Origin of the sequence: Lentibacillus songyuanensis, assembly GCF_039548255.1 — a bacterium.
Lineage (GTDB): Bacteria > Bacillota > Bacilli > Bacillales > Amphibacillaceae > Lentibacillus_C > Lentibacillus_C songyuanensis.
The window spans coordinates 223,311-244,483 of the sequence record NZ_JBCLVH010000004.1; the positions used below are offsets into that span (position 1 = coordinate 223,311).

Here is a 21,173-nt window from a genome sequence, read left to right on the forward strand (position 1 = left end):
CGACATGAATAGAAAAAAAGTATTAGTTACTGGTGGATCTGGTTTTATTGGCGGGAATTTTGTCCAATATATAGTTGATAAATACCAAGAATATGATATCTTTAATCTTGATTTACTAACATACGCCGGCGATTTAACGAAACACAAAAAAATTGAAGATAAGGGAAATTATCATTTTATAAAAGCTGACATTAGTGATAGAGAAGCAATAATGAATCACTTTGAAACAGAAAAGTTTGATTACATCATTCATTTCGCAGCTGAAAGTCATGTGGATCGTTCAATTACAGACCCAGAGGTTTTTATCAAAACGAATGTATTGGGAACGCAAATATTACTAGATGCAGCAAAACAAATCGGAGTTACTAAATTTCTCCATGTATCTACAGACGAAGTGTATGGGGAGTTGGATTTTGATCCTGCGAAGTTTTTTACTGAGGATACTCCGCTAAACCCGAATAGCCCATATAGTGCTAGCAAGGCTTCTTCCGACTTTTTAGTTCGTGCATATCATGAAACATATAATTTGCCGATTAATATTACCCGTTGCTCGAATAATTACGGGCCTTATCATTTTCCGGAGAAATTAATCCCACTCACAATATCAAGAGTGTTGAATGATGAGACTGTACCTGTATACGGCGATGGAAAAAACATAAGAGATTGGCTTCACGTCTATGATCATTGTTCAGCTATTGACCTAGTCCTTCATAAGGGCTTAAATGGGGAGGTATATAATGTAGGCGGCCATAATGAAAAGACTAATCTTGAAGTTGTGAAAACAATTATAGAAACCCTTGGTAAATCAGAAAGCCTTATAAAGTTTGTTAAGGATCGGTTAGGCCATGATAAAAGATATGCAATTGATCCCACAAAATTAGAAGAGCTCGGTTGGAATCCAACCTATACATTTAAGACAGGTATAGCTCAAACAATTGAATGGTATTTACAAAATAAAGAATGGTGGGAACAAATCATTAGCGGGGAATATAAGGAATACTTTAAAAAACAGTATACCTTAGGGAAATAATATGAAACTTTACAAAGCTGGTAAGAACTTGAACCCAACATTTGCTTAGGTACTGTAGTAAAATGAGTACATCATTTAGATATATTTTATGCTTTTAACATATAAGCGGATGATGTGCTTATGACACTATTCGTTCCCTGATAATTAAGTTTTTAATTGAAGGTTTATTATTGATAGGATGTTTCAAAATAGATGTTGTTTAGGCTCTATATTGTGGTATAATCGTACTTTGGCAAGAACAAAAGGTTTCGATAGAGTTTTCTTATAGAACTTTTATTGTAAGTAGACAGAAAGGAAAAGCCAATATGAACTCGGCAATCACCGTATTAAGAGAACAAATAAAAAACTTTTACTTAATTAAAAGACTTTCTATGTATGAATTAAAAAGCCAAAATAAAAACAATTATTTAGGCATGACTTGGGAGATTCTTAACCCTGCAATCCAAATATTAATTTATTGGTTTGTGTTTGGAACGCTAAGGAATAGAGAGCCTGTGGAAGTCGGGGGAGTTGAAATCCCGTTCTTTATCTGGTTAATGGCTGCTTTTTTTCTATGGAATTTCTTTTATCAAGCAACGATTCAAGGGTCTAAATCCATTTACACGAGATTACGCATGTTATCAAAAATGAACTTTCCAATGAGTGTTATACCGAACTATGTTATTTTTTCGCAGTTCTATGTGCATCTAATCATGATAATCATCACGATACTCATTTTCCAATTGAATGGTTTTTATGTGAATATATATTATTTACAACTCATCTATTTTATTTTTGCTGCATTTTGTTTGATTTTCGCTATATCACTTATAACATCGACACTATCAACTATAATAAGGGATATACACATGTTATTAAATTCTACATTACGTATGTTTCTCTATGTTTCGGGTGTGTTATGGCCAATCACGATATTAACCGACCAATTTCCGACAATAATGCAATTGTTAAAGTTGAACCCTTTGCTTTATTTAATCGAGGGGTATCGTTCCGCATTTTTTGGAGCGGGCTGGTATTTTATTGAGCACTGGCACTACACGCTTTATTTTTGGGGACTAGTTATTGTACTGTTTATAGTGGGCTCTACAATGCATGTAAAATTTCGCAGACACTTTATTGATTATTTATAGGGGCTAGTGATAACGATGGAAAAAGCAATTATTGCAAAAAACGTTACAAAAAAGTATAAGTTATATAGTGGGAATAAAGAACGCATATTAGACTTGATTACCCCAAAAAGCTATGGCGAATCTTTTTATGCACTAACGGATGTCGATTTTGAAGCGGAAAAGGGGGATGTTGTCGGTTTTGTTGGGATAAATGGGTCCGGAAAATCCACGTTGTCTAACATTATTGCCGGCATCGTCCCAGAAACATCGGGTAGCGTTCAGGTAAATGGACAGGCATCTTTGATTGCAGTTTCCTCTGGTTTGAAAGGGGATCTTACAGGCAGAGATAATATTGAATTAAAGTGTCTTATGTTAGGATTTAACAAGACTGAAATAAAGAAACTGGAGCCGGAAATTATTGAGTTCTCTGAATTAGGGAAGTTTATCGATCAACCGGTGAAATCTTATTCAAGTGGAATGAAGTCCCGGCTTGGCTTTGCCATCTCTGTTAATGTTGATCCTGATATATTAATTATTGATGAAGCATTGTCTGTAGGTGATAAAGCGTTTGCCGAAAAAAGTTTAGACAAAATGAAAGAATTTAAAGAAATGGGAAAAACAATGATCTTTGTTAGTCATTCCATTGGACAAATGAAAAAGTTTTGCGAGAAGATCCTTTGGTTGGAATATGGAATGGTGAAAGACTTTGGAATGGTTGAGGATGTTATGCCGAAGTACGAGGAGTTTTTAAAGAAATATAAAAAGATGTCCAAGGAAGATAAGGAGACATATAAAAAAGAAGCTTTAGAAAAACAACAAAAGGCCCTGATGGCTTAGTTAAAAAGCGCATGACCAACTATTATTGCAGTTGGTGAAGTTAGAGTATATACAGTATTCTAACTAGATATAAAAATAGGCGTTAGGGCTCCAGTACACAAAAAGTACACTGGAGCCATTCAAATTTACCGCCCAAATATCCCCGGCTCATTTGAAAACACACCATCTACCCCAAATGAAAGCAATTCCTTATACCGCTCAACAGCATTCACCGTATATGGATAAACCTTATAACCAAGCCGTTTACACTCCTGAACAAACGTTTGATCAACATATACCTGATTCGGATGAATGCTCTGGATACGAAGACCGCTCGCTTTGACATATTCCCATGCTCGTAATATCCGATAATAAAACAGCATTCCAAGCGGCATATCTGGTGCCAGCTGCTGCACGTTCGCTAATGCGACATGGTCAAAGGAAGAGATAATCACATTATCCAGTCGATTATGCCGCTGCAAGCAATTGAGCAGTAGACGTTCAATACCTGGATAAATGACGGGAATGTTTTTAATTTCAATATTTAGCAATAGATCACTGGGGCATATTTCCAACAGCTCATCCAGCGTTATCAGCGTGGTGCCTTGATATTCCTCAGAGAAAGCAGAGCCAACGTCAATGTTCTTGATTTCTGCGAGTGTGAAATCTTTAATCAGCCCCACAGCTTCCTTATTGAACCTTGAAAGCTTATGGTCGTGACAGATGATAAGCTGCTGATCCTTTGTCAATTGGACATCTAATTCTAATGCCTGCGCGCCATGGCCCATTGCTTTTTGGAAGGCTGGCAATGTGTTTTCCGGTGCTTCGGTAAGCGAACCTCTATGTGCAAAATTTAGTGCCAAACCGCATCTCTCCTATAAAAATTTGCTAGCTAAATCATAACATATCTAGGGATTGTTTCTCCAAGATAGGCATAAATTTGGAAAAGAACGGGAAAAGGATAAGTAACCTTGCAATTCGGAAGGGGTGTTTGATGAACAGATGGTACAAGAGATGTGACTGGCTGGTTTTAAAATCAAATCGATGTGGAATGTTACAAATGAAGAAGATGTGCGAGTGGACATGTACGTTTTAACTCAAAAAGGAAGGTAAAATTTAAGAAACAAACGCTTGTTTAGCAAGTGAAACCATTCTTTCTGTGACCAGACGTGAAGGTAATAGCTTTTTCAACGGTGCATCGTATAAATTGGATGAGATAACAAATAATAGGATTAATTATTTGAAGGAGTTGCCTTCGATAATAGCTGGTTACAGGTTTTACTGTTGAATGATTCCAATTATATTTTTACGTAAGGAGTGATATAATGGGTATAATCTGGATGCTTATTGTTGGTGGTGTGATTGGCTGGCTAGGCGGGTTAATCGCTAGTCGGAACGTACCAGGAGGAATTATTGGGAATATTATAGCTGGCCTTGTTGGTTCATGGTTGGGAACATTAATACTAGGATCCTGGGGTCCGGAGCTTGCAGGTATTTCCATTATTCCGGCCATTATCGGTGCGGTTATCCTCGTACTGATTTTGAGCTTTTTGTTCCGATCATTTCGAACCGCATAATGAAGTGAATGAATGGCGAAAGAGGTGGGAGACCATCTCTTTTTTGCTGTTCATTATTCTTGCACTTTCGTTAATCTTCTGATACATTATACCTAGATAGAACACCTCTGTTCCCCCGCTTCATACCCTCATAAAGGATGTGCTTATTTGACAGTAACAACATTTGTCAAGGAAGATTCCCCGAGTTACACCAAGCACGATCAGCTGTTCAAACAATTAATTCACACATTTTTCGAAGAGTTTTTGGAAGCATTCTTTCCTGACATTCACGATCATCTTGATTTTCACGCAGTCAGTCCAATCTCAGAGGAGACCCATACGGATATTGTTAAAGGTAGAAACAGAAGACTCGATATCGTTGTTGAGACCACACTTAAGGGCACGGATTCGGTTATTATCGTCCATATCGAACCGCAAAGCTATCAAGAGCCAGACTTCCATGAGCGGATGTTTCTGTATTTTACTTTGTTGTACAATAAGTACAGGAAGCCGATTATCCCAATAGCGGTTTTTAGTTATAAGGAAAATTGGGAGAAAGATGCATTTACGATAGGGTTTCCCTTTTTTCATGTGCTAACATTTCATTATAAAACATTGCTTTTACACACAAAGAACTGGAGAGACTATATTCAATCTAATAATCCAGCTGCTGCGGCATTGCTCAGTAAAATGGGATATACGGAAAAAGAGAAGATACAGGTGAAAAAGGAATTTTTGCAGATGATGGCCCGAATGGAATTAGATCCAGCAAGACAACGGCTGATATATGGATTTTTTGAAACCTATTTAACGCTAAGCGATGAACAGGAGGAAGAGCTGATGAAGGAAATTAAACAATTGGATAATGCAGATAAGATTATGGAATTGCCGATTTCGTATGAAGAACGTGGGATAGAGAAGGGGAAAGAATTAGGAAAAGAATTAGGAAAAGAAATTGGAAAAGAAATTGGAAAAGAACTAGGAAAGAAAAATGGAATTAAGGAAGTAGCATGTGAGATGTTGAAAAAAGGGATGTCCATTGGTTTGATTGCCGAAGTGACACATTTGGACAAAGAGGAAATTGAGGAATTAAAGAAAAACTTGAATTAATTGTAATAGATCCAAGACAGTGGGGAAATGTTTTGGATCTAATCGATTTAAAGCTTTTTTTGATACATGTTCAAACATTAATCGCCAAACAGGGGGAAGAGCTAATGAAGGAAATTAAACAATTGGATAATGCGGATAAGATTATGGAGTTGCCGATTTCGTATGAAGAACGTGGGATAGAGAAGGGGAAAGAATTAGGAAAAGAAATTGGAAAAGAAATTGGAAAAGAACTAGGAAAGAAAAATGGAATTAAGGAAGTAGCATGTGAGATGTTGAAAAAAGGGATGTCCATTGGTTTGATTGCCGAAGTGACACATTTGGATGAAAAGGATATTGAGCAGCTACAAAAGGGGTTGAATTGAATGGTATGGATCCAAGGCAGGGGAGGAGTTATCTTGGATCCAGTACGATCAGAGCACGGTCTATTTTTTCACAGATTTCTGCTCGGCTTCATAATTATCTCTTTGATATTCGCATACACCAATCTAATCAACCTCCAGTTATAGACGAAAAATAACAAGACACCAAGAAAAATACTAATTCCAATTCCGATCCAGTTAACGATAAAAGGAACAGTGATGGCGATTGCTATGATAGGTAATAAAATCAGCAAATCCCGAGCATTTATTTTAATATGAAAGTATGCTCCTGCAAAATAGACCCGTATCAGCCACATCACTAAGAAGGCGATAAAAGACGAAATCGCCACGGCATATAATCCGATATACTGGATCAACAGCAGGTTAATGACCACATTTACAACCGCTCCAACCAGCGAAGATATGAAAATAACATTTGTTTTCCTCGCTCCATGAAAACCCGCTCCCCAAAATTGGGAAAAAGCACTGAACAGGGTTGCCAGCAAGAGGACACCGATATATTTCCACGAACTGTAGAATCCGCTGGCGATCACAAGTGCCAAAATTGGCTTGGTCAATAATGTCAGGCAGATGACCGAGGTTGTCATGAGGCGGAAAAAGTGTTTGAAAACCTTCGAGTAGTAAGTATTTTTATCCTCGGAATCGAATGCTAAGATGGCATGGTCCTTCCAGGCAAGTGAAAAAACGGAGCTTACCATCAGCAGAATTGCGGGAATTTTATTGGCGATCGCATAAATACCGTTTGCTTCCATCCCTAAAAATAGACCAATCATGTACCTGTCAGACATAGTCATGACCCACCAGCTGGCTGCTCCAGGGATAATGGGTATCGAGTAAACAAGAAAGGATTTGACTATGGCTTTTGAATAGGATGTTTTCGTGATGTAGCCGTTAAAACGCATGACAATCCAGGCCATGATAACGACACATGTTCCAGCAATAATAGCCGAATAAAAAAATGCTTCCAATCGCCAGTTGAGTAGCAAGATAAAAATTAGATTAAGGATTACCGTGATCGTCGTTTGCAGGATGCCGATCAGGGCAAAAAGCTTATTATAACCCAATCCTCTGGCACATTGCTGCATAAAACTGGTAAAGATCGAGATATCAGCGAATAGTAATGCTTGCCAGTCGTAGGGAATCGATATAAACGTGAACAGGATGGCACAGAGTCCATTAAAAATAATCAGGTTGCGCAGGATAGTGATCGCACCTGTTGTAATAATGCGCTGTTTGGCCGCCATTGACTTTTCCACCAGCAACCACCGGTATACGGCAGCGACCAATTCAAACGTAATAAATGGTGTAAGCAATGTAACTGTTGTGACAACGATGTCCCATAACCCGTATTCGGCTGTGGTGAAATAATGGGTGTATAGCGGCAGCATTAAGAAGACCAGTATTTTCGAGCCAAAATTTGCTACCGAATATAGCAATGTATCCTTTAACAATCTATTTCCATTTACCATGCGATGTCTTTCCTTTTAGGTGGTAGATTTTTGTTTTGACGACAGCCAGTGCCTTAATAGGATGTTCACTTAATCATCGTTTGGAGCAGGTAAGCAGGGCGCGTTTTTATCCCTGCGAAACGGCGGATAGCGGTTTTGCCATTTGTGATATGCTTTGGTTTATGAAAGATTAGCACGTGGGTCGCTTTTTTTTAGATAACGATCAAGCACGTCAAAATGGCTTTTTTTATTTTGTACCCGCTGCGTGACATCGATGGCGTTGGTTCTTATACTAGCGAAAACATCTTCAGCGGCAAGCGTTTGTATCGTGTCAAAATTGGTGTGTGCACCGTTGAAACCAACATCGTGCATCACGTTCGCCATTTTACTGCTGTAGACGATCGGAAAGACGCCTTTTCCCGTGATCCAGCCAAGTATCATGGCATGAAACCTCGATGCTACGACAAAAGCAGATTCCGCGATGTGTTGTACTGCTTCGTCGATATTCGTTGTGTAAATATAAGTTGTCATGCGATGTGCATAGGCTTGGGGGATCTGCTGTCTAATCATTTCCACCGCCTCGTCATCTTGCTCGATTTGACAGAAACCCATCAATGTAACATGATATCCCCGCTCCATAAAGTAAATTGCGATATCAGCCATTTTTCGATAATAAATGGCATCATAACCGGCTAAATGCTTTCGGAGCGATGGTTTAATGACGGATAAAATAAGCGTTTTTTGTGACGTTATAGCGGGCTTCTTTAATTGAAAAACCAGATCGTCCGCTATCCGTACCTGTGATAAATCGCTAAATAGATCATAGGAATACTTTTCGCGAAAACATATATCGGTATAAGTACGAAACAATGTTTTATATTCACTGTAAAACTGATGATTAGTAAATGGGCCAAAATTTGCTCCTAAAAGGAAAAAAGGCTTATTTGGGATCTTCATCGTTTGATTATGCTGCAATTCCTCCCGCCAATTCTCCCCTTGAATAAACAAGGAACCACCGATTTGAATGGACATATCACATGATTTAGCAACCAATCGGCGTGTGAAACTGTATACGTGAAAACGACGGAAAATAAAGTTGAGTCCTTTGAAAATGATGTTGTTACTTGCAACAATCCGAATGTTTGGATGGCTTTTAAATATACGTTTATAAGCCTTTGGCGCATAAAGCATGAAGGTTGTTTCCGGATACCGTTCACTTAAAACCTTGATAAACAAATCATCACCTAAATTAAATTGCGTATAGGCGTAAACCATCACCTTTTTCATAGTGCACTTACCTCACTTCGGGGGAACATTCTCTCGTTGCGTTAATGTGTTAACACGTTATTACTTTATATACATGATTGCACAAAAATGACTTGTTTAGACATGGGAAGGAAGAAACGGGCCTTGGTAGTGGTGTAGTTTGCGGCTGGGAGGGAGGTTGATCGAACAAGCAGGAGTATCGGGCACACCCTCGGCCTGTTTTGGCACCCGTGTCCCACTCTGAATAAGACGCTGAACCTGTCCGAGAACGTTGAAAAGTTCATAATCGTTTGGAAGAAAACGTGCGTCAGGAGCCTTGAAACGTGCGACAGCAGCCTCGAAACGTGCGACAGCAGCCTCAAAACGTGCGAAAGCAGCTCCGAAACGTGCGAAAGCAACTCCAAAACGTGCGGCAGGAGCCTTGGAACGTGCGGCAGAAGGCCTGAAACGTGCGACAGGAGGCCCAAAACGTACGAAAGCAGCCCCGAAACGTACGGCAAGAGCTCCGAAACGTGCGAAAGCAGCCACGAAACGTGCGAGAAGCGGGGTTTTCAAAATGAATTCGCTTCACTTTTCAACGGTTTTGACCTGTCCCTATGTTCTCTGAAGTCTCAATTCAGCCGCTTCAACAGGTGAAACACGGGCTGAAGGCGTTGGTGGAGTAAGTTTTTGATAGTGAAAAACCAGTATATTTTACTGACATCGTTATTTTTGACGAGGTTTCCTACCAAGCGGGATTGCAGACTATCGGAAAAATGTGCCATGTGGACATCACTTGATGAAATGATCGAGATGATGGCTTGTTTTTTCTGTTTTTGTGTATATGGGCTTTGCGGATGGAAAATATTATTCAGTCCATTTACAATGCTGTTGGCCTGGATGACGGATAAAAAATATTGATTGTCTTTCGTAAAACAGTTTTTGCCTCGCAGGAAGTCTTTCACACGGGCAAGCAGTACTTGCTGGTTTTTCATTAAATCCTTTTTGAAGGCTTTGGTTAAGGAGTACCGATTAATGCAATACGTATATAATGGCTCGTCAATGATCGTTACCTGTTCGCAAACCTCACTATAGGCAAGATTAAATAAAAGGTCTTCCCCTATGTTAAAATGACTATCAAAACGAATCGCTTTGTCGTTAATCAACGCGGCTTGATAGAGCTTGTTGCAAGGGGAGGGAAGGATAATGTTTTTGTAAAGCTCCCCGATATGATTAATAAATGCAGTCTGCGAAAAGTTGCCGATAATGGAAGGGGTGATCGCTCGGGTCATTGTTTTATAGGCGATGGTATAGCCGCAAATAACTAATTGAGCGCCTTCGTTCATTGCCTCTACCAAACGAGCAGTCATGGTTGGCTCCAGGTAATCATCGGCATCTACAAATTGAATATAATCACCGGTTGCGGCGCGGATGCCATGATTGCGCGCTGCGGATGGACCGGCGTTTTGCTGGTGGATGACACGTACCCGTTGATCCCGTTTGGCATAATTGCTACAAATCAATCCGCTGTCATCAGTCGATCCATCATCCACGAGAATGACTTCAATTAACTTGTGCGTTTGCTGTAAAATACTGCTGATGCATCTGCTGAGGTATTTTTCCGTATTATAAACGGGCACAATGATGCTCACTAATTTTGAGGACGCCATATTTTTTCACCTCGGGAGTTTTCCATGCCTAATGCAATGATGCCAATCGATACATAGGTCATGACGGATGGGGCAAACAGCACATGCCCGGCTAGAAAGGCAATGCCCAGACACATGCCCAGCATCACGGTCAGGACCGTATTTCCAACGGTAAAAGGGAAAAGACCAGTGCATACCCTGGTTATCAAATAGAGGAGTGGCATGATTAATAAAAAGCTTCCAATGATTCCATAACCAAAGAATAAATCAAAAAAATCCATTTCAATGAGCTTCGGTACTGACTTATAATCCCCGGCAAGCCCTAGCCCAAATAGTTTTCTAAGAACAGGAGCGTTTGTAAAGTCTGCACGCGTTTCCTGCAAATAGATATCCCGTGAACTAAGCAGACTTACGGGTTGTGCTGGCTGATCAACGTAAGATACGTGTTCTGCGTTTTGCACCTGCTGCGTCTGTTCCGTACTGGAAAAGGATGGTGTTTGCGGGACGAAACAGAGAAATAAGATACCCATTCCAAGAAAAATCAATGCACCTTTTTCCCTCCATATCTGGCTGCGGTAGGCCAGAATCAGGCTTAGCATATATACAATCAGGAGCCCCGTTCCGCCGATAAAGGCTGTTTTTGTTCCGATCATTGGCACCATGCTCATTAGGAGTGCAACGGCAAGCCACGTGCGAAACGTTTTTACGTACCAAAGATGGACAAGGCTTAATCCCAGCAAAACAAGCAAGATCACACTCAATTCATTTGCCGAAAAAAACCAGCCAGAGAAACCGGCTTTATTATTGTGATAACTGTTGAGGCTTGAACCTGTTGCAATGGCCAGCCAATAGCTGCTGCCAACAATCAAGCTAACAACAAAGATCGCGTTGTAGAGAGTCACTTTTGCCAGTTGTTTTTGTTTGAACAGCAGGATGGATACATGCAGCATCACCAGGTAATAGCCTGTTTTACTGGCAAAATTGATTTCCTGAAACAGTGCCAGATGAGATTTATATAAAAAAGTGATTAAAAGCATCAGTACAATAGCCGCATAGGACACCAAAAAAGGCACCATTAGCTTCGGTTTATTCAAGTATATGTAGCGGAGCAGCCATACATACAAGCCAATCATCATTATGGCGCGTGTCAATGAACCAAATGTCAGACTGATCCCGTAATGACTGGCAATCGAGGTTGCGATATCAATTAATGGCTGGATAATGATCAATAAAAATATCCATTTCTCTCGTGTGATCTTCATTTTCATCTACCTGATCCTTTCATCCATCGATCAATCTCTACCCACAATTATGAGCAGTTATAGAGCAAATATTCATAGCATACATGGTATGAAAGCGGCTAAATTGGGAACGGCTAATGGATAGATATGAGACAAAGGATGGAACGAACGTATGCGAATTTTACACTTGAATGCTGGAAACGAAACTGGGGGCGGGATGCATCATATACTTAGTTTGTTAAAAGAATTTAACCGGGATGAGTTTATTTTAGGCGTGTTGGAAAAAGGGGAACTGCTGGAACAAGCGAAGGCATTGGACATTCAAACGGTTTACTTTTCCAATCGGTCAAAATGGAGCATTCCGCTTATTCATAAGATTGCCAGCTTTATCAAACAAGAACGGATCCAGTTTGTACATACCCATGGACCACGGGCGAATGTGTATGCCAAAATATTAAAGAAGATGGCATCCTTCCACTGGATTGTTACCATTCATAGCGATCCAACACGTGATTTCATGGGCAAGGGGATGTATGGGCACTTTTTATGCCACCTCCATTTAAATGCCATCCGCAACGCTGATCGGGTGATTGCCATTTCAGAACCGTTTCGCACTCATTTGCAGCGTGTTGGGGTGGAAAATGGCAAAATTGTGATGGCACCAAACGGGATTGATTTTCATAAAAAAGTGGATAAGCCATATAGAAGGACGGATTTTGGTTTTTCGGATCAGGATTTTTTATTTTTCATGGCAGCACGGCTGGAACCAGTAAAAGGGCACCAGATTGCACTGGAAGCTTTTGCAAAACTGCTCATGGGGCGGACCGATTGTCATTTATTGCTAGCTGGTGATGGCTCGTTGATGGATACCCTGAAAAATGTCGCCAGCCAGCTTGGAATAGAAAAACAAGTCCACTTCCTGGGTCATCGACAGGATATCGACAAATTTTATGGAATGGCGGATGTCACAATGCTCACCTCATTTAGTGAGGGTTTTCCACTTGTCTTGTTAGAGTCAGCCCGGGCCAAAACACCTGTTATTGCTTCTGATGTTGGCGGTGTTTCAGAACTGTTGTGTGAGCCTGCGATGGGCTGGCGGACGACGCCGGGAAACGTGCGTGAGCTAACGAGTGCAATGGAAGAAGCGATCATTTTTCGCGATCAGGGGAAACTGCAGACTATGGGGGAAAAACTTGAAAATCACGCCTCTAATAAATTTTCATTGGAGATTTTTGCTGAAAACGTTTATAATATATACTTAGGTATGGAACATGTACATGATCGTATAAAAAGCAGATGGATGTAGCGGATAATTAAGCATTCATCATAAAGGCAGAAGTCGTCTATGGAAATGAAACGGCAAACGAGGTGGACTAGGTGATAAAAATTGTGATATTAGCCTTTTTAACACTGCTAATCTCTTTAATTATTACACCAATTCTTATAAAGATTTCCTTAAAGTTTAATGCAACAGATAAACCAAATCAGCGAAAAGTCCATACAGCACCAACTCCGACGTTGGGCGGGATTGCCATTTATTTTAGCTTTCTCATTGGCTTAGCTATTTTGCAGCCGATTAACCAGTACCATTTTGCCATTCTTTGTGGTGGTTTTATTATGGTGGTTGTTGGTTGTATTGACGACCTAATTGATTTATCGCCAAAGTTTAAATTTATCACGCAAACAGTTGCGGCTTCGTTAGTCGTCTTTTGGGGTGGGTTACAAGTAGAATTTATTAATCTGCCGTTTGGTGGACAGATTGAATTTGGCTTTTTAAGTTCGGTTGTAACGATTATCTGGATTGTGGGAATTACCAATGCAATCAATTTGATTGATGGCCTGGATGGGTTAGCTGGCGGTGTCTCGGCGATTGCGCTGTTTACCATTGCCGGAATGGCGGTTATTATGGGGAATGTTTATGTAGCGACCATGGCATTAATCCTATTTTTTAGCACCGTTGGATTCTTACGGTACAATTTCTTCCCAGCCAAAATTTTTATGGGGGATACAGGTGCATTGTTTTTAGGATATATGATTGCGGTTTTGGCGCTGCTCGGCTTTAAAAACGTCACCATCATTTCGTTTATTATTCCGATCTTTATTTTAGGCGTGCCGATCTCGGATACATTGATTGCGATGATTCGCCGCTATATTAATAAACAGCCGCTCTCCAGTCCGGACAGTTCACATTTGCACCATCGCTTAGTCAAATCAGGCTTTACGCACAAGCAGACGGTGTTAATTATTTATGCACTAAGTGGTATGTTTAGCGTTGCAGCGATTTTATTTTCCATGACAACTGTCTGGGGGTCCCTGCTCATTTTCACGATATCGCTGCTGGCTGTGCAGTTTTTAATCGAAAATCTAGAATTAATCAATGCAGAATATAAACCCTTAACCAACTTCGTTAAGGGCTTACGACACAAATAGCAGCGGAATGTGCCCGCTGCTATTTTTATGCGTTTGTGGGGGCGTTTAGTGGTGGATGACTGTTTTTTTGGCGCTTAAACCAGCCAGGGATTACGCAAACAGCAACCGAAATTGTGAAAACATTCCCCTAAGACGTGCGGGACCAGCCCTGAAACGTGCGGGGGCAACCCCGAAACGTGCGGGACCAGGGCTGAAACGTGCGGGAGCAACCCCGAAACGTGCGGGACCAGGGCTGAAACGTGCGGGAGCAACCCCGAAACGTGCGAGACCAGGGCTAAAACGTGCGGGAGCAACCCCGAAACGTGCGGGACCAGGGCTAAAACGTGTGGGAGCAACCTCGAAACGTGCGGGACCAGCCCTGAAACGTGCGAGAACAGCCTCGAAACGTGCATTTTTTAACTTCTGAATTAAAAAAAGCCGCTAACCATTTGGCTAGCGGCTTATAGTACTTAAGTTTAATAGGAAGTCTGCACACTTTCTGTTGATTCAGCTTCCGTCGTTGCATCATCATCTTCTTTGGCGGAAGCACTCACCGAATCGGTTAAGTCTAGTTGTTTCTTCAAAATTTCTTGTGTTTCTTGTAATGCTACCTCATCCAACTGATAATAGTAGGCGTCGTATGGCTGATAATCGTGGCCTTCCAATGTTAAGTTATCAATGGCCAAGTCTTTACTTGTTCCATATTTGATGAAGCTCTTCATTTCCCCGAATGTCATGTTGGTGGTCATATTATCACCAACGGCTTCCATAATGTCATCATACTTTAAAATGGAATTCAACGATACTGCTTTTTTCATGACCGCTTTGATCACTTCCTGCTGCCGTTTTCCCCGTTCAATATCGTTATCTTGCTTTCGTGTTCTGGCGAATGCCAATGCTTGCTCCCCATCTAGTTCTTGTTCACCTGGCAGCAAGTGAATCGCTCCAGCCTGGTCCTTGGAATCTTGTTCAGACATTTCATAAGGAACATCAACTTTAACGCCATCAACAGCATTTACGACATCAATGAAAGCTTCAAAGTTAACCTTCACATAATAATCAACCGGGATATCCAGCAGATTTTCGACAGTGTCGATTGTTGCTGTCGGCCCGCCATATGCATGGGCTTCGTTGATTCTTGTTTCCTTGCCAGCTTCCGGAATATATACATAGGTGTCACGCGGAATGCTGAGCAGTTTGACACTCTTATCATCATTATTCAGGGTGGCAAGCATTAATGTGTCGGTACGGGAATTGCTGTTATTTTTATTATTGCGAATATCACTGGCGTCAACGCCCATAATAAGAACGGAAACATTATCTATTTTTGGGTCAACTTGTGTCTCGCGCAAATCAGATTTTTCTCGTCCGTCATCCTCATAGGAATCCGATAAAACCGAGCCAGCTTTAACATATAAATAGGTGCCATAAGTTGCGACAGCTAAAAAGGCGAGGATAAATGGAACTAAGATGAAGACAACTTTTTTCCTGAGCTTACGTTTCTTTTTTCTTTGCACAAAACGCGTTTGATTGGACATGTAAATTCCCCTTTTTATGCGTTATACCAATATAAATACGTTCAAAAGTACCAAATTAGAAGCGATGGTTACAAGGATGCAGCCAGCTTTAAATAGCGACTCGCATCGTAGGGGCCTTTTTCGATTTGCCAGTTTAGTAGAAAGGCCTTAGATTCTGATACAGGTACTCGCAGCTTCTTATTTGTTTGGTACCATTTTATCCAACCGCTATAATTAGTATTATGCATGGTTATTGGCTATATTGCAAAATCGTTTGGAAAAAACGAATAATAAATGATATGATGTTTTTCGAGTAGTTTTGACATAAAATACGTTAAACCAACTTTTATTTTACTAGAAAAATGATTGGTAGTAAATTAAAATTTGATTACAAATTGCCGATTAATGTTTAGAAAGTTGTAAACTCGGCTATATAACAGGCCTTGTCCAGGAGAAAAAGAGTGGTTTTTTCTTGGAGAATAGGGAAAATACTGTGAATAGGATGTTGCAGTTAAGAATGATTCATCTGTAGAAAGGTTGCGAAACATGACAAATCAAAGCAGAACGGTAACTGTTATGGAGATACCATTTTTAAATACAACAAAGCAGGAATTTCTGAACGACTATTTGTATCCACGTCTTGCTAATGAGGAAAATACGTTTGTGGTTACAGCTAATCCGGAAATTGTGATGTATGCCCGGGAAAACCCCGAATACAAGCGCATTATTCTAGGGGCAGATTATATTGTTCCCGACGGTTCCGGTATTTTAATGGCTGCAAAGTATAAAAAAGAACCTTTACAGGAGCGGATTGCCGGCTTTGACCTCATGCTGGACTTACTTCGAAATGCGGAACAAAAAGGCTATCGCTGCTATTTCCTTGGCGCCGAAAAAACAGTCAATGACAAGATGGTAGAACAAGTTAAACGACAATACCCAGGCATAAAGATTGCCGGTCATCATCATGGTTTTTTTAAGCTGGATGATCCAGAAATTGCTGCCGAAGTTAAACGGTCAAATCCAGATATCATTTTTGTTGCGCTTGGGTTTCCCAGACAGGAAGAGTGGATTACCAGTTATAGGAGTCAATTTTCCAAAGGACTGTTTATTGGGTTAGGTGGCAGCTTTGATACAATTGCCGGGGTGGCTAAAGCGAAACGTGCACCACAGTTTTGGATCAAGTTGAATCTGGAATGGCTGTATCGCTTGATCAAACAGCCGACACGGTTTAAACGGATTTTGAAGATCTTTGCATTTATGGGACGGGTAATTTTGAAGAGGGATTAGAATTGGCCTTGGTGTGGTGCTTCATTTTTTATGGATTTTGTTTGGGTGAAATAGATAGGATTATACCGCTTATTTGTTATAAGTTCATGTTTGACATTAAAAAACGCTTGAAACGTTGCAATATCAATGTTTTAAGCGGTTTTTTTATAGCCAAAACTACGTGCTATTTTGCTTTTTATTTGTGCGTTTTTGTTTGCGGTGTTTTTTATCCTGCCTTAACGGGCAGTAAGACACCCACTTCAAAATTTTGAGACTGCTGAAAAAGTGAAATAGATTCGATTTGAAACCTTTGCATCTCGCACGTTTCAGTCCTGCTGTCGCACGTTTCGAACTTGATCTCGCACGTTTCAGTCCTGCTGTCGTACGTTTTGAACTTGATCCCGCACGTTTCAGTCCTGCTGTCGCACGTTTCGAACTTGATCCCGCACGTTTCAGTCCTGCTGTCGCACGTTTTGAACTTGATCCCGCACGTTTCAGTCCTGCTGTCGCACGTTTTGAACTTGTTCTCGCACATCCCAGCCCGTTTTCTTCCAAAGAAGGTACTTTTTCAGTGATCTCCAAGATTTTGCGGTGGAACTAAAAAAGATAAGTGGGGGGTTAACTGCTCATAAAGGTCCGATTCTGTTCGGGCATGCAGGACGCAGGTCACAAAGGCGTTGCAACAGGATGTTGTGAATTTAGCCTTTGTTCCTCAGCTTTCAGTGAGGGAGAAAGGAACCCCCACTGAATAAAGTTTCACTTCATTGTGGGGAAATGGATTTAAAAAAATCAATCCCCATGCCACCTTAATCAGGTTTCTAAACGATTGTACTTGTGAAAGGAGGGGAAGAACATGGCAGTAGCAGAATTAACTAATTCCGTTTTGCAGATTGTGTTGGATGACGGTCCGGACTTGATGACAGGCAAGCAGGTTTATAAAACAAAAAGCTTCAATAATATCAAACCTGAAGCAACTGCAGATCAGCTCTATACCCTTGCCCACGCATTTGCCGGGTTGCAGGAACGCCCGCTTTACGACATTGCGCGTAAAGACAGCTCCCAAATTGTTGAAGAGTAGAACGCGTGGATTTGACTGAAGGACGGAGACTAAGGTGAAATGCTGCGGCAGAAGGGAGGTGAGCTTGTGCGAAAGTTAGAATTGAAATTTATGAATGAAGATGGCAAAACAGTTACGTATTCATTGGATAAGCCGGTAGAACCAGTCGATCCGGCGGATGTTACGAGCGCCATGGATGAGATTATTGCCCAGAATGCCTTCACATCTTCAGGTGGCGACCTTGTTTCCATTAAAGGTGCGCGTCTGGTGGATCATGAAGTTACGGAGATTGAGCTGGATTAATATAGAGGTCGACACGTGGTGGAAGCGTGTTGGCCTTTTAATTTTTTGGGGGCTGCTTCTACGAATGGGAGAGAATGCTTCTAAATTGGTAGGAAGCAGTAGGGAATGGGCATGAACTTTATAAAATATATTTTCTTCCATGTTCTGGTGCCAGCATAATAATTAAGACCAGATAGAGAGGAGGAGATCGATAGGGAAGCAGTGAAGTAAAGTAGAGTTCGTTATACATCATAGTGATAAGGTGCTGGTTGTTAGCAACACAACACCTTATATGAAGTAATCCAGTTACCTTCTATCAGTTTTCCTACATTTGTTGCATATCAATTGCTAAAAAATTTTCTACGGAAAAAGCAGCAACACCTAAAGCAGAGGAGTGGGTGGATAAATCGGAAAAATTTATTTGTAAATTTTCTCGTTGGAACCATAGTGTATGATTGACGATTCGCTGGTGTACTGCATCTGTCAGCCATTTTTCAGAAGTTGCTAGTCTATTTCCAATAATTACTTGCTGGGGATTGAAAATATTGATGATGTTGTTCAATCCAATTCCAAGATAATCCCCGATTTTGCTAAATAAATGAAGTGTTGTCTCATCATTATTTTCTGCCAACTGATTGAGATGTTCTAATGTAATATCTTCAGTGGATAAGCCATTTATTCCTGCCTCTTTAACATTATTTAATAATGCCTGTTCTGAAGCATACAATTCCCAACAGCCTTCATTTCCGCAGCGGCATTTTTTTCCATTTACTTCAATGGTCATATGCCCAAATTCGCCCGAAAAGCCATTACTTCCCCGATATAGCTTTCCATCAAGGATTAATCCAACCCCAATACCAATACCAGCACTAACATAAATGATATGATCGAATGCTTTGCCAATACCAAACTTCTTTTCCCCATAAGCTCCAGCATTGGCTTCGTTTTCAATTACCACTGGTAACTCATATTTTTTTTCTAATAGGCTTTGTAACTCAACGTTTTTCCATTCTAGGTTAGGTGCGATGAGTATTTTTCCGGCGTTATTTACAATGCCGGGTACCCCAATACCAATTCCGACTATGCCATATGCAGATGGGGTCGCGGATGAAATTAGATAATCAATGATGGCAAATAATTCACTTTTCATTTCTTGATAGCCTAAATTGTGAAATTGAATCCGTTTTTCATGTTTAATGTTACCTTGTAGATCTGTTAAAACGCCAAGTAAATAGTTGACACCTAAATCAATGCCAATGGAAAACCCAGCTTGTTGGTTAAACAACAACATGACTGGTCTTCTACCACCACTGGATTGCCCGGGCCCGGATTCGTAAATAAGTTCTTCCTCTAATAGCTCACTAACTAAAGACGATACGGTACCTTTATTTAAACCAGTTCGATTAGCTATGTCTGCACGTGAGATAGGAGAGGAAGTTATAATTGTTTCTAAAACTAGTGATTTGTTTCCCTTTTTCACCACAAATTGGTTCCATGTTTGCGTTTGATTCATTCGCATTTCAACTCTTTCCCTCTTTTTATTCATTATAGCAAAAAGTAATCTTATTACAAACTTTGTTTATCCAGTGGACAAACAAGGGAATCTTTGGTATGATACGATTGTAAGCTAGAATAATAGGGAGGGTTAATTGATGAATAAAAGGAAAGCGATTACATCAATAATTGCAGTTCTGTTTTTGATTGCTTTTGTTGCAGGTTGCTCAAGTGATGATAATGCAAAAGGGGACTCAAGTGGTAAGAAAACGATTAAGTTTATGCATTTATGGCCAGAAGGTAGTTCAAAAGACCATTTTGAGATTGTGAATGAGATCATTTCAGATTACGAAAAGGAAAATCCTGATGTAAAAGTTGACCTTGAAGTATTAAGCAATGAACAATATAAAGACAAAATCAAGGTGCTATCATCCTCAAATGAACTTCCCGACGTTGGTATGACATGGCCGGCAGGTTATTTAGAACCTTTTGTAGAGGGAAAGATGTTTGCGCCATTGGATGATATTTTAGATGATGGATTACAAGATGAGTTTGTATCTGGTACAACAGATGCGTATCAAGTTGATGGCAAAACGTATGGCCTTCCACTTGAGTTGAATATTGCTACTATTTTTTATAATAAACAGATCTTTGATAAATATGATTTGAAAGCTCCAAAGACATTTAAAGACTTAGAGAATGTTATTTCTACCCTCAAGGATAATGGCGTGTCACCTATAGCATTAGGAAATAAAGATCGATGGACAGGTTCTTTATGGTATATGTATCTTGCTGATCGAATTGGCGGTGCAGATGTATTGAATAGTGCAATTGACCGCACAGGATCATTTGACGATCCAGCATTAGAAGAGGCGGCAGGAAAAGTACAAGACCTTGTAGATATGGATGCATTTGTAAATGGATTTAATGGTCTATCAGACGAAGAAGCTAAAAGTATGTTTATGAACGAACAGGCAGCGATGTATTTAATTGCTACATGGGACTTGCCTAATTACACAACAAACGAGGATGTGCCTCAGGAATTTAGGGATTCCGTTGATTACTTTAATTTTCCTACTGTAGATGGCGAGGGAGATATGGACAGCTTTGTTGGTGGTCCTGGTGTTGGCTTATTTGTATCAGAGAAATCAGATGTCAAAGACGAAGCAAAGGACTTTGTGAAGTACTTTGCAGAACAATGGGGGGAAAAGGCGGTTACAAAAGCAGGGGTTATTCCTGCAACGAAAGTGGATAGTGATGCAGTCGATCTCCCGGATATGTATCTTGATGTTTTAGATGAACTGAATACGGCAACGAATATTACCTTATTCGCGGATGTACAGATGAGTCCGAATGTTGCACAAACACACCTTGATTTGATTCAGTCATTATTTGGAAAAGAGATCAAACCGAAAGAATTTGTGAAAGAGCACGAGGAAGCACTATCAAGCGAGGAATAGTCTGCTGTAACTGGTAAATAAAGGACACTTCTAACTGGGGTGTCCTTTATTTGTACGCGGGCCTGCTGGCTGCAGGTCATGCCGACGTTGGCCCAGGACGTACC

The 21,173-nt window shown here is 40.4% G+C and carries 22 protein-coding genes; 14 read left to right on the forward strand and 8 right to left on the reverse strand.

What is annotated here, in order from left to right; genetic code table 11:
- Positions 1–4: 4 nt before the first annotated feature.
- From rfbB to tagH, 3 genes are all read left to right on the forward strand, one after another.
- On the forward strand, positions 5–1,030 hold the full coding sequence (gene rfbB, locus WMZ97_RS06640) for a dTDP-glucose 4,6-dehydratase (RefSeq protein WP_343271301.1): 1,026 nt from the start codon (positions 5–7) through the stop codon (positions 1,028–1,030).
- 305 nt (positions 1,031–1,335) lie between these two features.
- Entirely contained in the window at positions 1,336–2,160 is an 825-nt protein-coding gene (locus WMZ97_RS06645; protein WP_343271302.1) for an ABC transporter permease, read from the forward strand.
- Positions 2,161–2,175: 15 nt separating this feature from the next.
- Entirely contained in the window at positions 2,176–2,976 is an 801-nt protein-coding gene (gene tagH / locus WMZ97_RS06650) for a teichoic acids export ABC transporter ATP-binding subunit TagH (protein WP_343271303.1), read from the forward strand.
- A gap of 125 nt (positions 2,977–3,101) precedes the next feature.
- On the opposite strand, the gene WMZ97_RS06655 is transcribed toward tagH, so the two are convergent.
- Positions 3,102–3,818, reverse strand: coding sequence for a glycerophosphodiester phosphodiesterase (locus WMZ97_RS06655; protein WP_343271304.1), 717 nt, complete (start codon positions 3,816–3,818; stop codon positions 3,102–3,104).
- Between the two features lie 462 nt (positions 3,819–4,280).
- On the opposite strand from WMZ97_RS06655, the gene WMZ97_RS06660 reads away from it, so the two are divergent.
- From WMZ97_RS06660 to WMZ97_RS06670, 3 genes are all read left to right on the forward strand, one after another.
- The gene (locus WMZ97_RS06660) at positions 4,281–4,532 is read left to right on the forward strand and encodes a GlsB/YeaQ/YmgE family stress response membrane protein (RefSeq protein ID WP_343271305.1); all 252 of its coding nucleotides are present in this window, start codon (positions 4,281–4,283) and stop codon (positions 4,530–4,532) included.
- A 147-nt stretch (positions 4,533–4,679) separates the two neighbouring features.
- Positions 4,680–5,621, forward strand: a complete 942-nt coding sequence (locus WMZ97_RS06665; RefSeq protein WP_343271306.1) for an RpnC/YadD family protein — start codon at positions 4,680–4,682, stop codon at positions 5,619–5,621.
- A gap of 104 nt (positions 5,622–5,725) precedes the next feature.
- Positions 5,726–5,983 carry an RpnC/YadD family protein gene (locus WMZ97_RS06670; protein ID WP_343271307.1) on the forward strand — a complete coding sequence of 86 codons (258 nt, stop codon included), beginning with the start codon at positions 5,726–5,728 and terminating at the stop codon, positions 5,981–5,983.
- A 68-nt stretch (positions 5,984–6,051) separates the two neighbouring features.
- Here WMZ97_RS06670 and WMZ97_RS06675 read toward each other — a convergent pair whose 3' ends face one another.
- Positions 6,052–7,470, reverse strand: a complete 1,419-nt coding sequence (locus tag WMZ97_RS06675) for a lipopolysaccharide biosynthesis protein (RefSeq protein WP_343271308.1) — start codon at positions 7,468–7,470, stop codon at positions 6,052–6,054.
- Between the two features lie 159 nt (positions 7,471–7,629).
- Positions 7,630–8,736, reverse strand: coding sequence for a polysaccharide pyruvyl transferase family protein (locus WMZ97_RS06680; RefSeq protein WP_343271309.1), 1,107 nt, complete (start codon positions 8,734–8,736; stop codon positions 7,630–7,632).
- 295 nt (positions 8,737–9,031) lie between these two features.
- Here WMZ97_RS06680 and WMZ97_RS06685 point away from each other — a divergent pair, with 295 nt between their 5' ends.
- Positions 9,032–9,322, forward strand: coding sequence for a hypothetical protein (locus tag WMZ97_RS06685; protein WP_343271310.1), 291 nt, complete (start codon positions 9,032–9,034; stop codon positions 9,320–9,322).
- A 4-nt stretch (positions 9,323–9,326) separates the two neighbouring features.
- Here the strand turns inward: WMZ97_RS06685 and WMZ97_RS06690 are convergent, their stop codons facing one another.
- Positions 9,327–10,364, reverse strand: a complete 1,038-nt coding sequence (locus tag WMZ97_RS06690; protein ID WP_343271311.1) for a glycosyltransferase family 2 protein — start codon at positions 10,362–10,364, stop codon at positions 9,327–9,329.
- Positions 10,346–11,611 (reverse strand): O-antigen ligase family protein, encoded by a 1,266-nt coding sequence (locus tag WMZ97_RS06695; RefSeq protein ID WP_343271312.1) that lies wholly within the window; start codon positions 11,609–11,611, stop codon positions 10,346–10,348. The genes WMZ97_RS06690 and WMZ97_RS06695 overlap by 19 nt, the downstream gene beginning before the upstream one ends.
- 145 nt (positions 11,612–11,756) lie before the next feature.
- On the opposite strand from WMZ97_RS06695, the gene WMZ97_RS06700 reads away from it, so the two are divergent.
- The 3 genes from WMZ97_RS06700 (at position 11,757) to WMZ97_RS06710 (ending at position 14,420) form a co-directional block, all read left to right on the forward strand.
- The gene (locus WMZ97_RS06700) at positions 11,757–12,890 is read left to right on the forward strand and encodes a glycosyltransferase family 4 protein (RefSeq protein ID WP_343271313.1); all 1,134 of its coding nucleotides are present in this window, start codon (positions 11,757–11,759) and stop codon (positions 12,888–12,890) included.
- 80 nt (positions 12,891–12,970) lie between these two features.
- Positions 12,971–14,014 (forward strand): glycosyltransferase family 4 protein, encoded by a 1,044-nt coding sequence (locus tag WMZ97_RS06705; RefSeq protein ID WP_343271340.1) that lies wholly within the window; start codon positions 12,971–12,973, stop codon positions 14,012–14,014.
- A 55-nt stretch (positions 14,015–14,069) separates the two neighbouring features.
- A complete protein-coding gene (locus tag WMZ97_RS06710; RefSeq protein ID WP_343271314.1) occupies positions 14,070–14,420 on the forward strand; it encodes a hypothetical protein in 351 nt (116 codons plus the stop codon).
- A gap of 49 nt (positions 14,421–14,469) precedes the next feature.
- Here the strand turns inward: WMZ97_RS06710 and WMZ97_RS06715 are convergent, their stop codons facing one another.
- On the reverse strand, positions 14,470–15,531 hold the full coding sequence (locus tag WMZ97_RS06715) for an LCP family protein (RefSeq protein WP_343271315.1): 1,062 nt from the start codon (positions 15,529–15,531) through the stop codon (positions 14,470–14,472).
- 525 nt (positions 15,532–16,056) lie between these two features.
- On the opposite strand from WMZ97_RS06715, the gene WMZ97_RS06720 reads away from it, so the two are divergent.
- Positions 16,057–16,797 carry a WecB/TagA/CpsF family glycosyltransferase gene (locus WMZ97_RS06720; RefSeq protein WP_343271316.1) on the forward strand — a complete coding sequence of 247 codons (741 nt, stop codon included), beginning with the start codon at positions 16,057–16,059 and terminating at the stop codon, positions 16,795–16,797.
- A gap of 156 nt (positions 16,798–16,953) precedes the next feature.
- Here WMZ97_RS06720 and WMZ97_RS06725 read toward each other — a convergent pair whose 3' ends face one another.
- The gene (locus tag WMZ97_RS06725) at positions 16,954–17,331 is read right to left on the reverse strand and encodes a hypothetical protein (protein ID WP_343271317.1); all 378 of its coding nucleotides are present in this window, start codon (positions 17,329–17,331) and stop codon (positions 16,954–16,956) included.
- A gap of 298 nt (positions 17,332–17,629) precedes the next feature.
- Between WMZ97_RS06725 and WMZ97_RS06730 the strand changes: the two genes are divergently transcribed.
- Entirely contained in the window at positions 17,630–17,854 is a 225-nt protein-coding gene (locus tag WMZ97_RS06730) for a DUF1659 domain-containing protein (protein WP_343271318.1), read from the forward strand.
- Positions 17,855–17,920: 66 nt separating this feature from the next.
- A complete protein-coding gene (locus tag WMZ97_RS06735; RefSeq protein ID WP_343271319.1) occupies positions 17,921–18,136 on the forward strand; it encodes a DUF2922 domain-containing protein in 216 nt (71 codons plus the stop codon).
- A gap of 304 nt (positions 18,137–18,440) precedes the next feature.
- Here WMZ97_RS06735 and WMZ97_RS06740 read toward each other — a convergent pair whose 3' ends face one another.
- Positions 18,441–19,628 (reverse strand): ROK family protein, encoded by a 1,188-nt coding sequence (locus WMZ97_RS06740; RefSeq protein WP_343271341.1) that lies wholly within the window; start codon positions 19,626–19,628, stop codon positions 18,441–18,443.
- 139 nt (positions 19,629–19,767) lie between these two features.
- Between WMZ97_RS06740 and WMZ97_RS06745 the strand changes: the two genes are divergently transcribed.
- Positions 19,768–21,069, forward strand: coding sequence for an extracellular solute-binding protein (locus WMZ97_RS06745; protein WP_343271320.1), 1,302 nt, complete (start codon positions 19,768–19,770; stop codon positions 21,067–21,069).
- Positions 21,070–21,173: the final 104 nt, after the last annotated feature.

Excerpts from the sequence above, each read along its gene's own strand:
- WMZ97_RS06680 (WP_343271309.1), bottom strand. The coding sequence starts at position 8,736 with ATGAAAAAGGTGATGGTTTACGCCTATACGCAATTTAATTTAGGTGAT.
- WMZ97_RS06720 (WP_343271316.1), top strand. The coding sequence starts at position 16,057 with ATGACAAATCAAAGCAGAACGGTAACTGTTATGGAGATACCATTTTTA.
- WMZ97_RS06710 (WP_343271314.1), top strand. The coding sequence starts at position 14,070 with ATGACTGTTTTTTTGGCGCTTAAACCAGCCAGGGATTACGCAAACAGC.
- WMZ97_RS06645 (WP_343271302.1), top strand. The coding sequence starts at position 1,336 with ATGAACTCGGCAATCACCGTATTAAGAGAACAAATAAAAAACTTTTAC.
- WMZ97_RS06690 (WP_343271311.1), bottom strand. The coding sequence starts at position 10,364 with ATGGCGTCCTCAAAATTAGTGAGCATCATTGTGCCCGTTTATAATACG.
- rfbB (WP_343271301.1), top strand. The coding sequence starts at position 5 with ATGAATAGAAAAAAAGTATTAGTTACTGGTGGATCTGGTTTTATTGGC.
- tagH (WP_343271303.1), top strand. The coding sequence starts at position 2,176 with ATGGAAAAAGCAATTATTGCAAAAAACGTTACAAAAAAGTATAAGTTA.
- WMZ97_RS06695 (WP_343271312.1), bottom strand. The coding sequence starts at position 11,611 with ATGAAAATGAAGATCACACGAGAGAAATGGATATTTTTATTGATCATT.
- WMZ97_RS06745 (WP_343271320.1), top strand. The coding sequence starts at position 19,768 with ATGAATAAAAGGAAAGCGATTACATCAATAATTGCAGTTCTGTTTTTG.
- WMZ97_RS06740 (WP_343271341.1), bottom strand. The coding sequence starts at position 19,628 with ATGAATCAAACGCAAACATGGAACCAATTTGTGGTGAAAAAGGGAAAC.
- WMZ97_RS06660 (WP_343271305.1), top strand. The coding sequence starts at position 4,281 with ATGGGTATAATCTGGATGCTTATTGTTGGTGGTGTGATTGGCTGGCTA.
- WMZ97_RS06675 (WP_343271308.1), bottom strand. The coding sequence starts at position 7,470 with ATGGTAAATGGAAATAGATTGTTAAAGGATACATTGCTATATTCGGTA.
- WMZ97_RS06700 (WP_343271313.1), top strand. The coding sequence starts at position 11,757 with ATGCGAATTTTACACTTGAATGCTGGAAACGAAACTGGGGGCGGGATG.
- WMZ97_RS06670 (WP_343271307.1), top strand. The coding sequence starts at position 5,726 with ATGAAGGAAATTAAACAATTGGATAATGCGGATAAGATTATGGAGTTG.
- WMZ97_RS06730 (WP_343271318.1), top strand. The coding sequence starts at position 17,630 with ATGGCAGTAGCAGAATTAACTAATTCCGTTTTGCAGATTGTGTTGGAT.
- WMZ97_RS06715 (WP_343271315.1), bottom strand. The coding sequence starts at position 15,531 with ATGTCCAATCAAACGCGTTTTGTGCAAAGAAAAAAGAAACGTAAGCTC.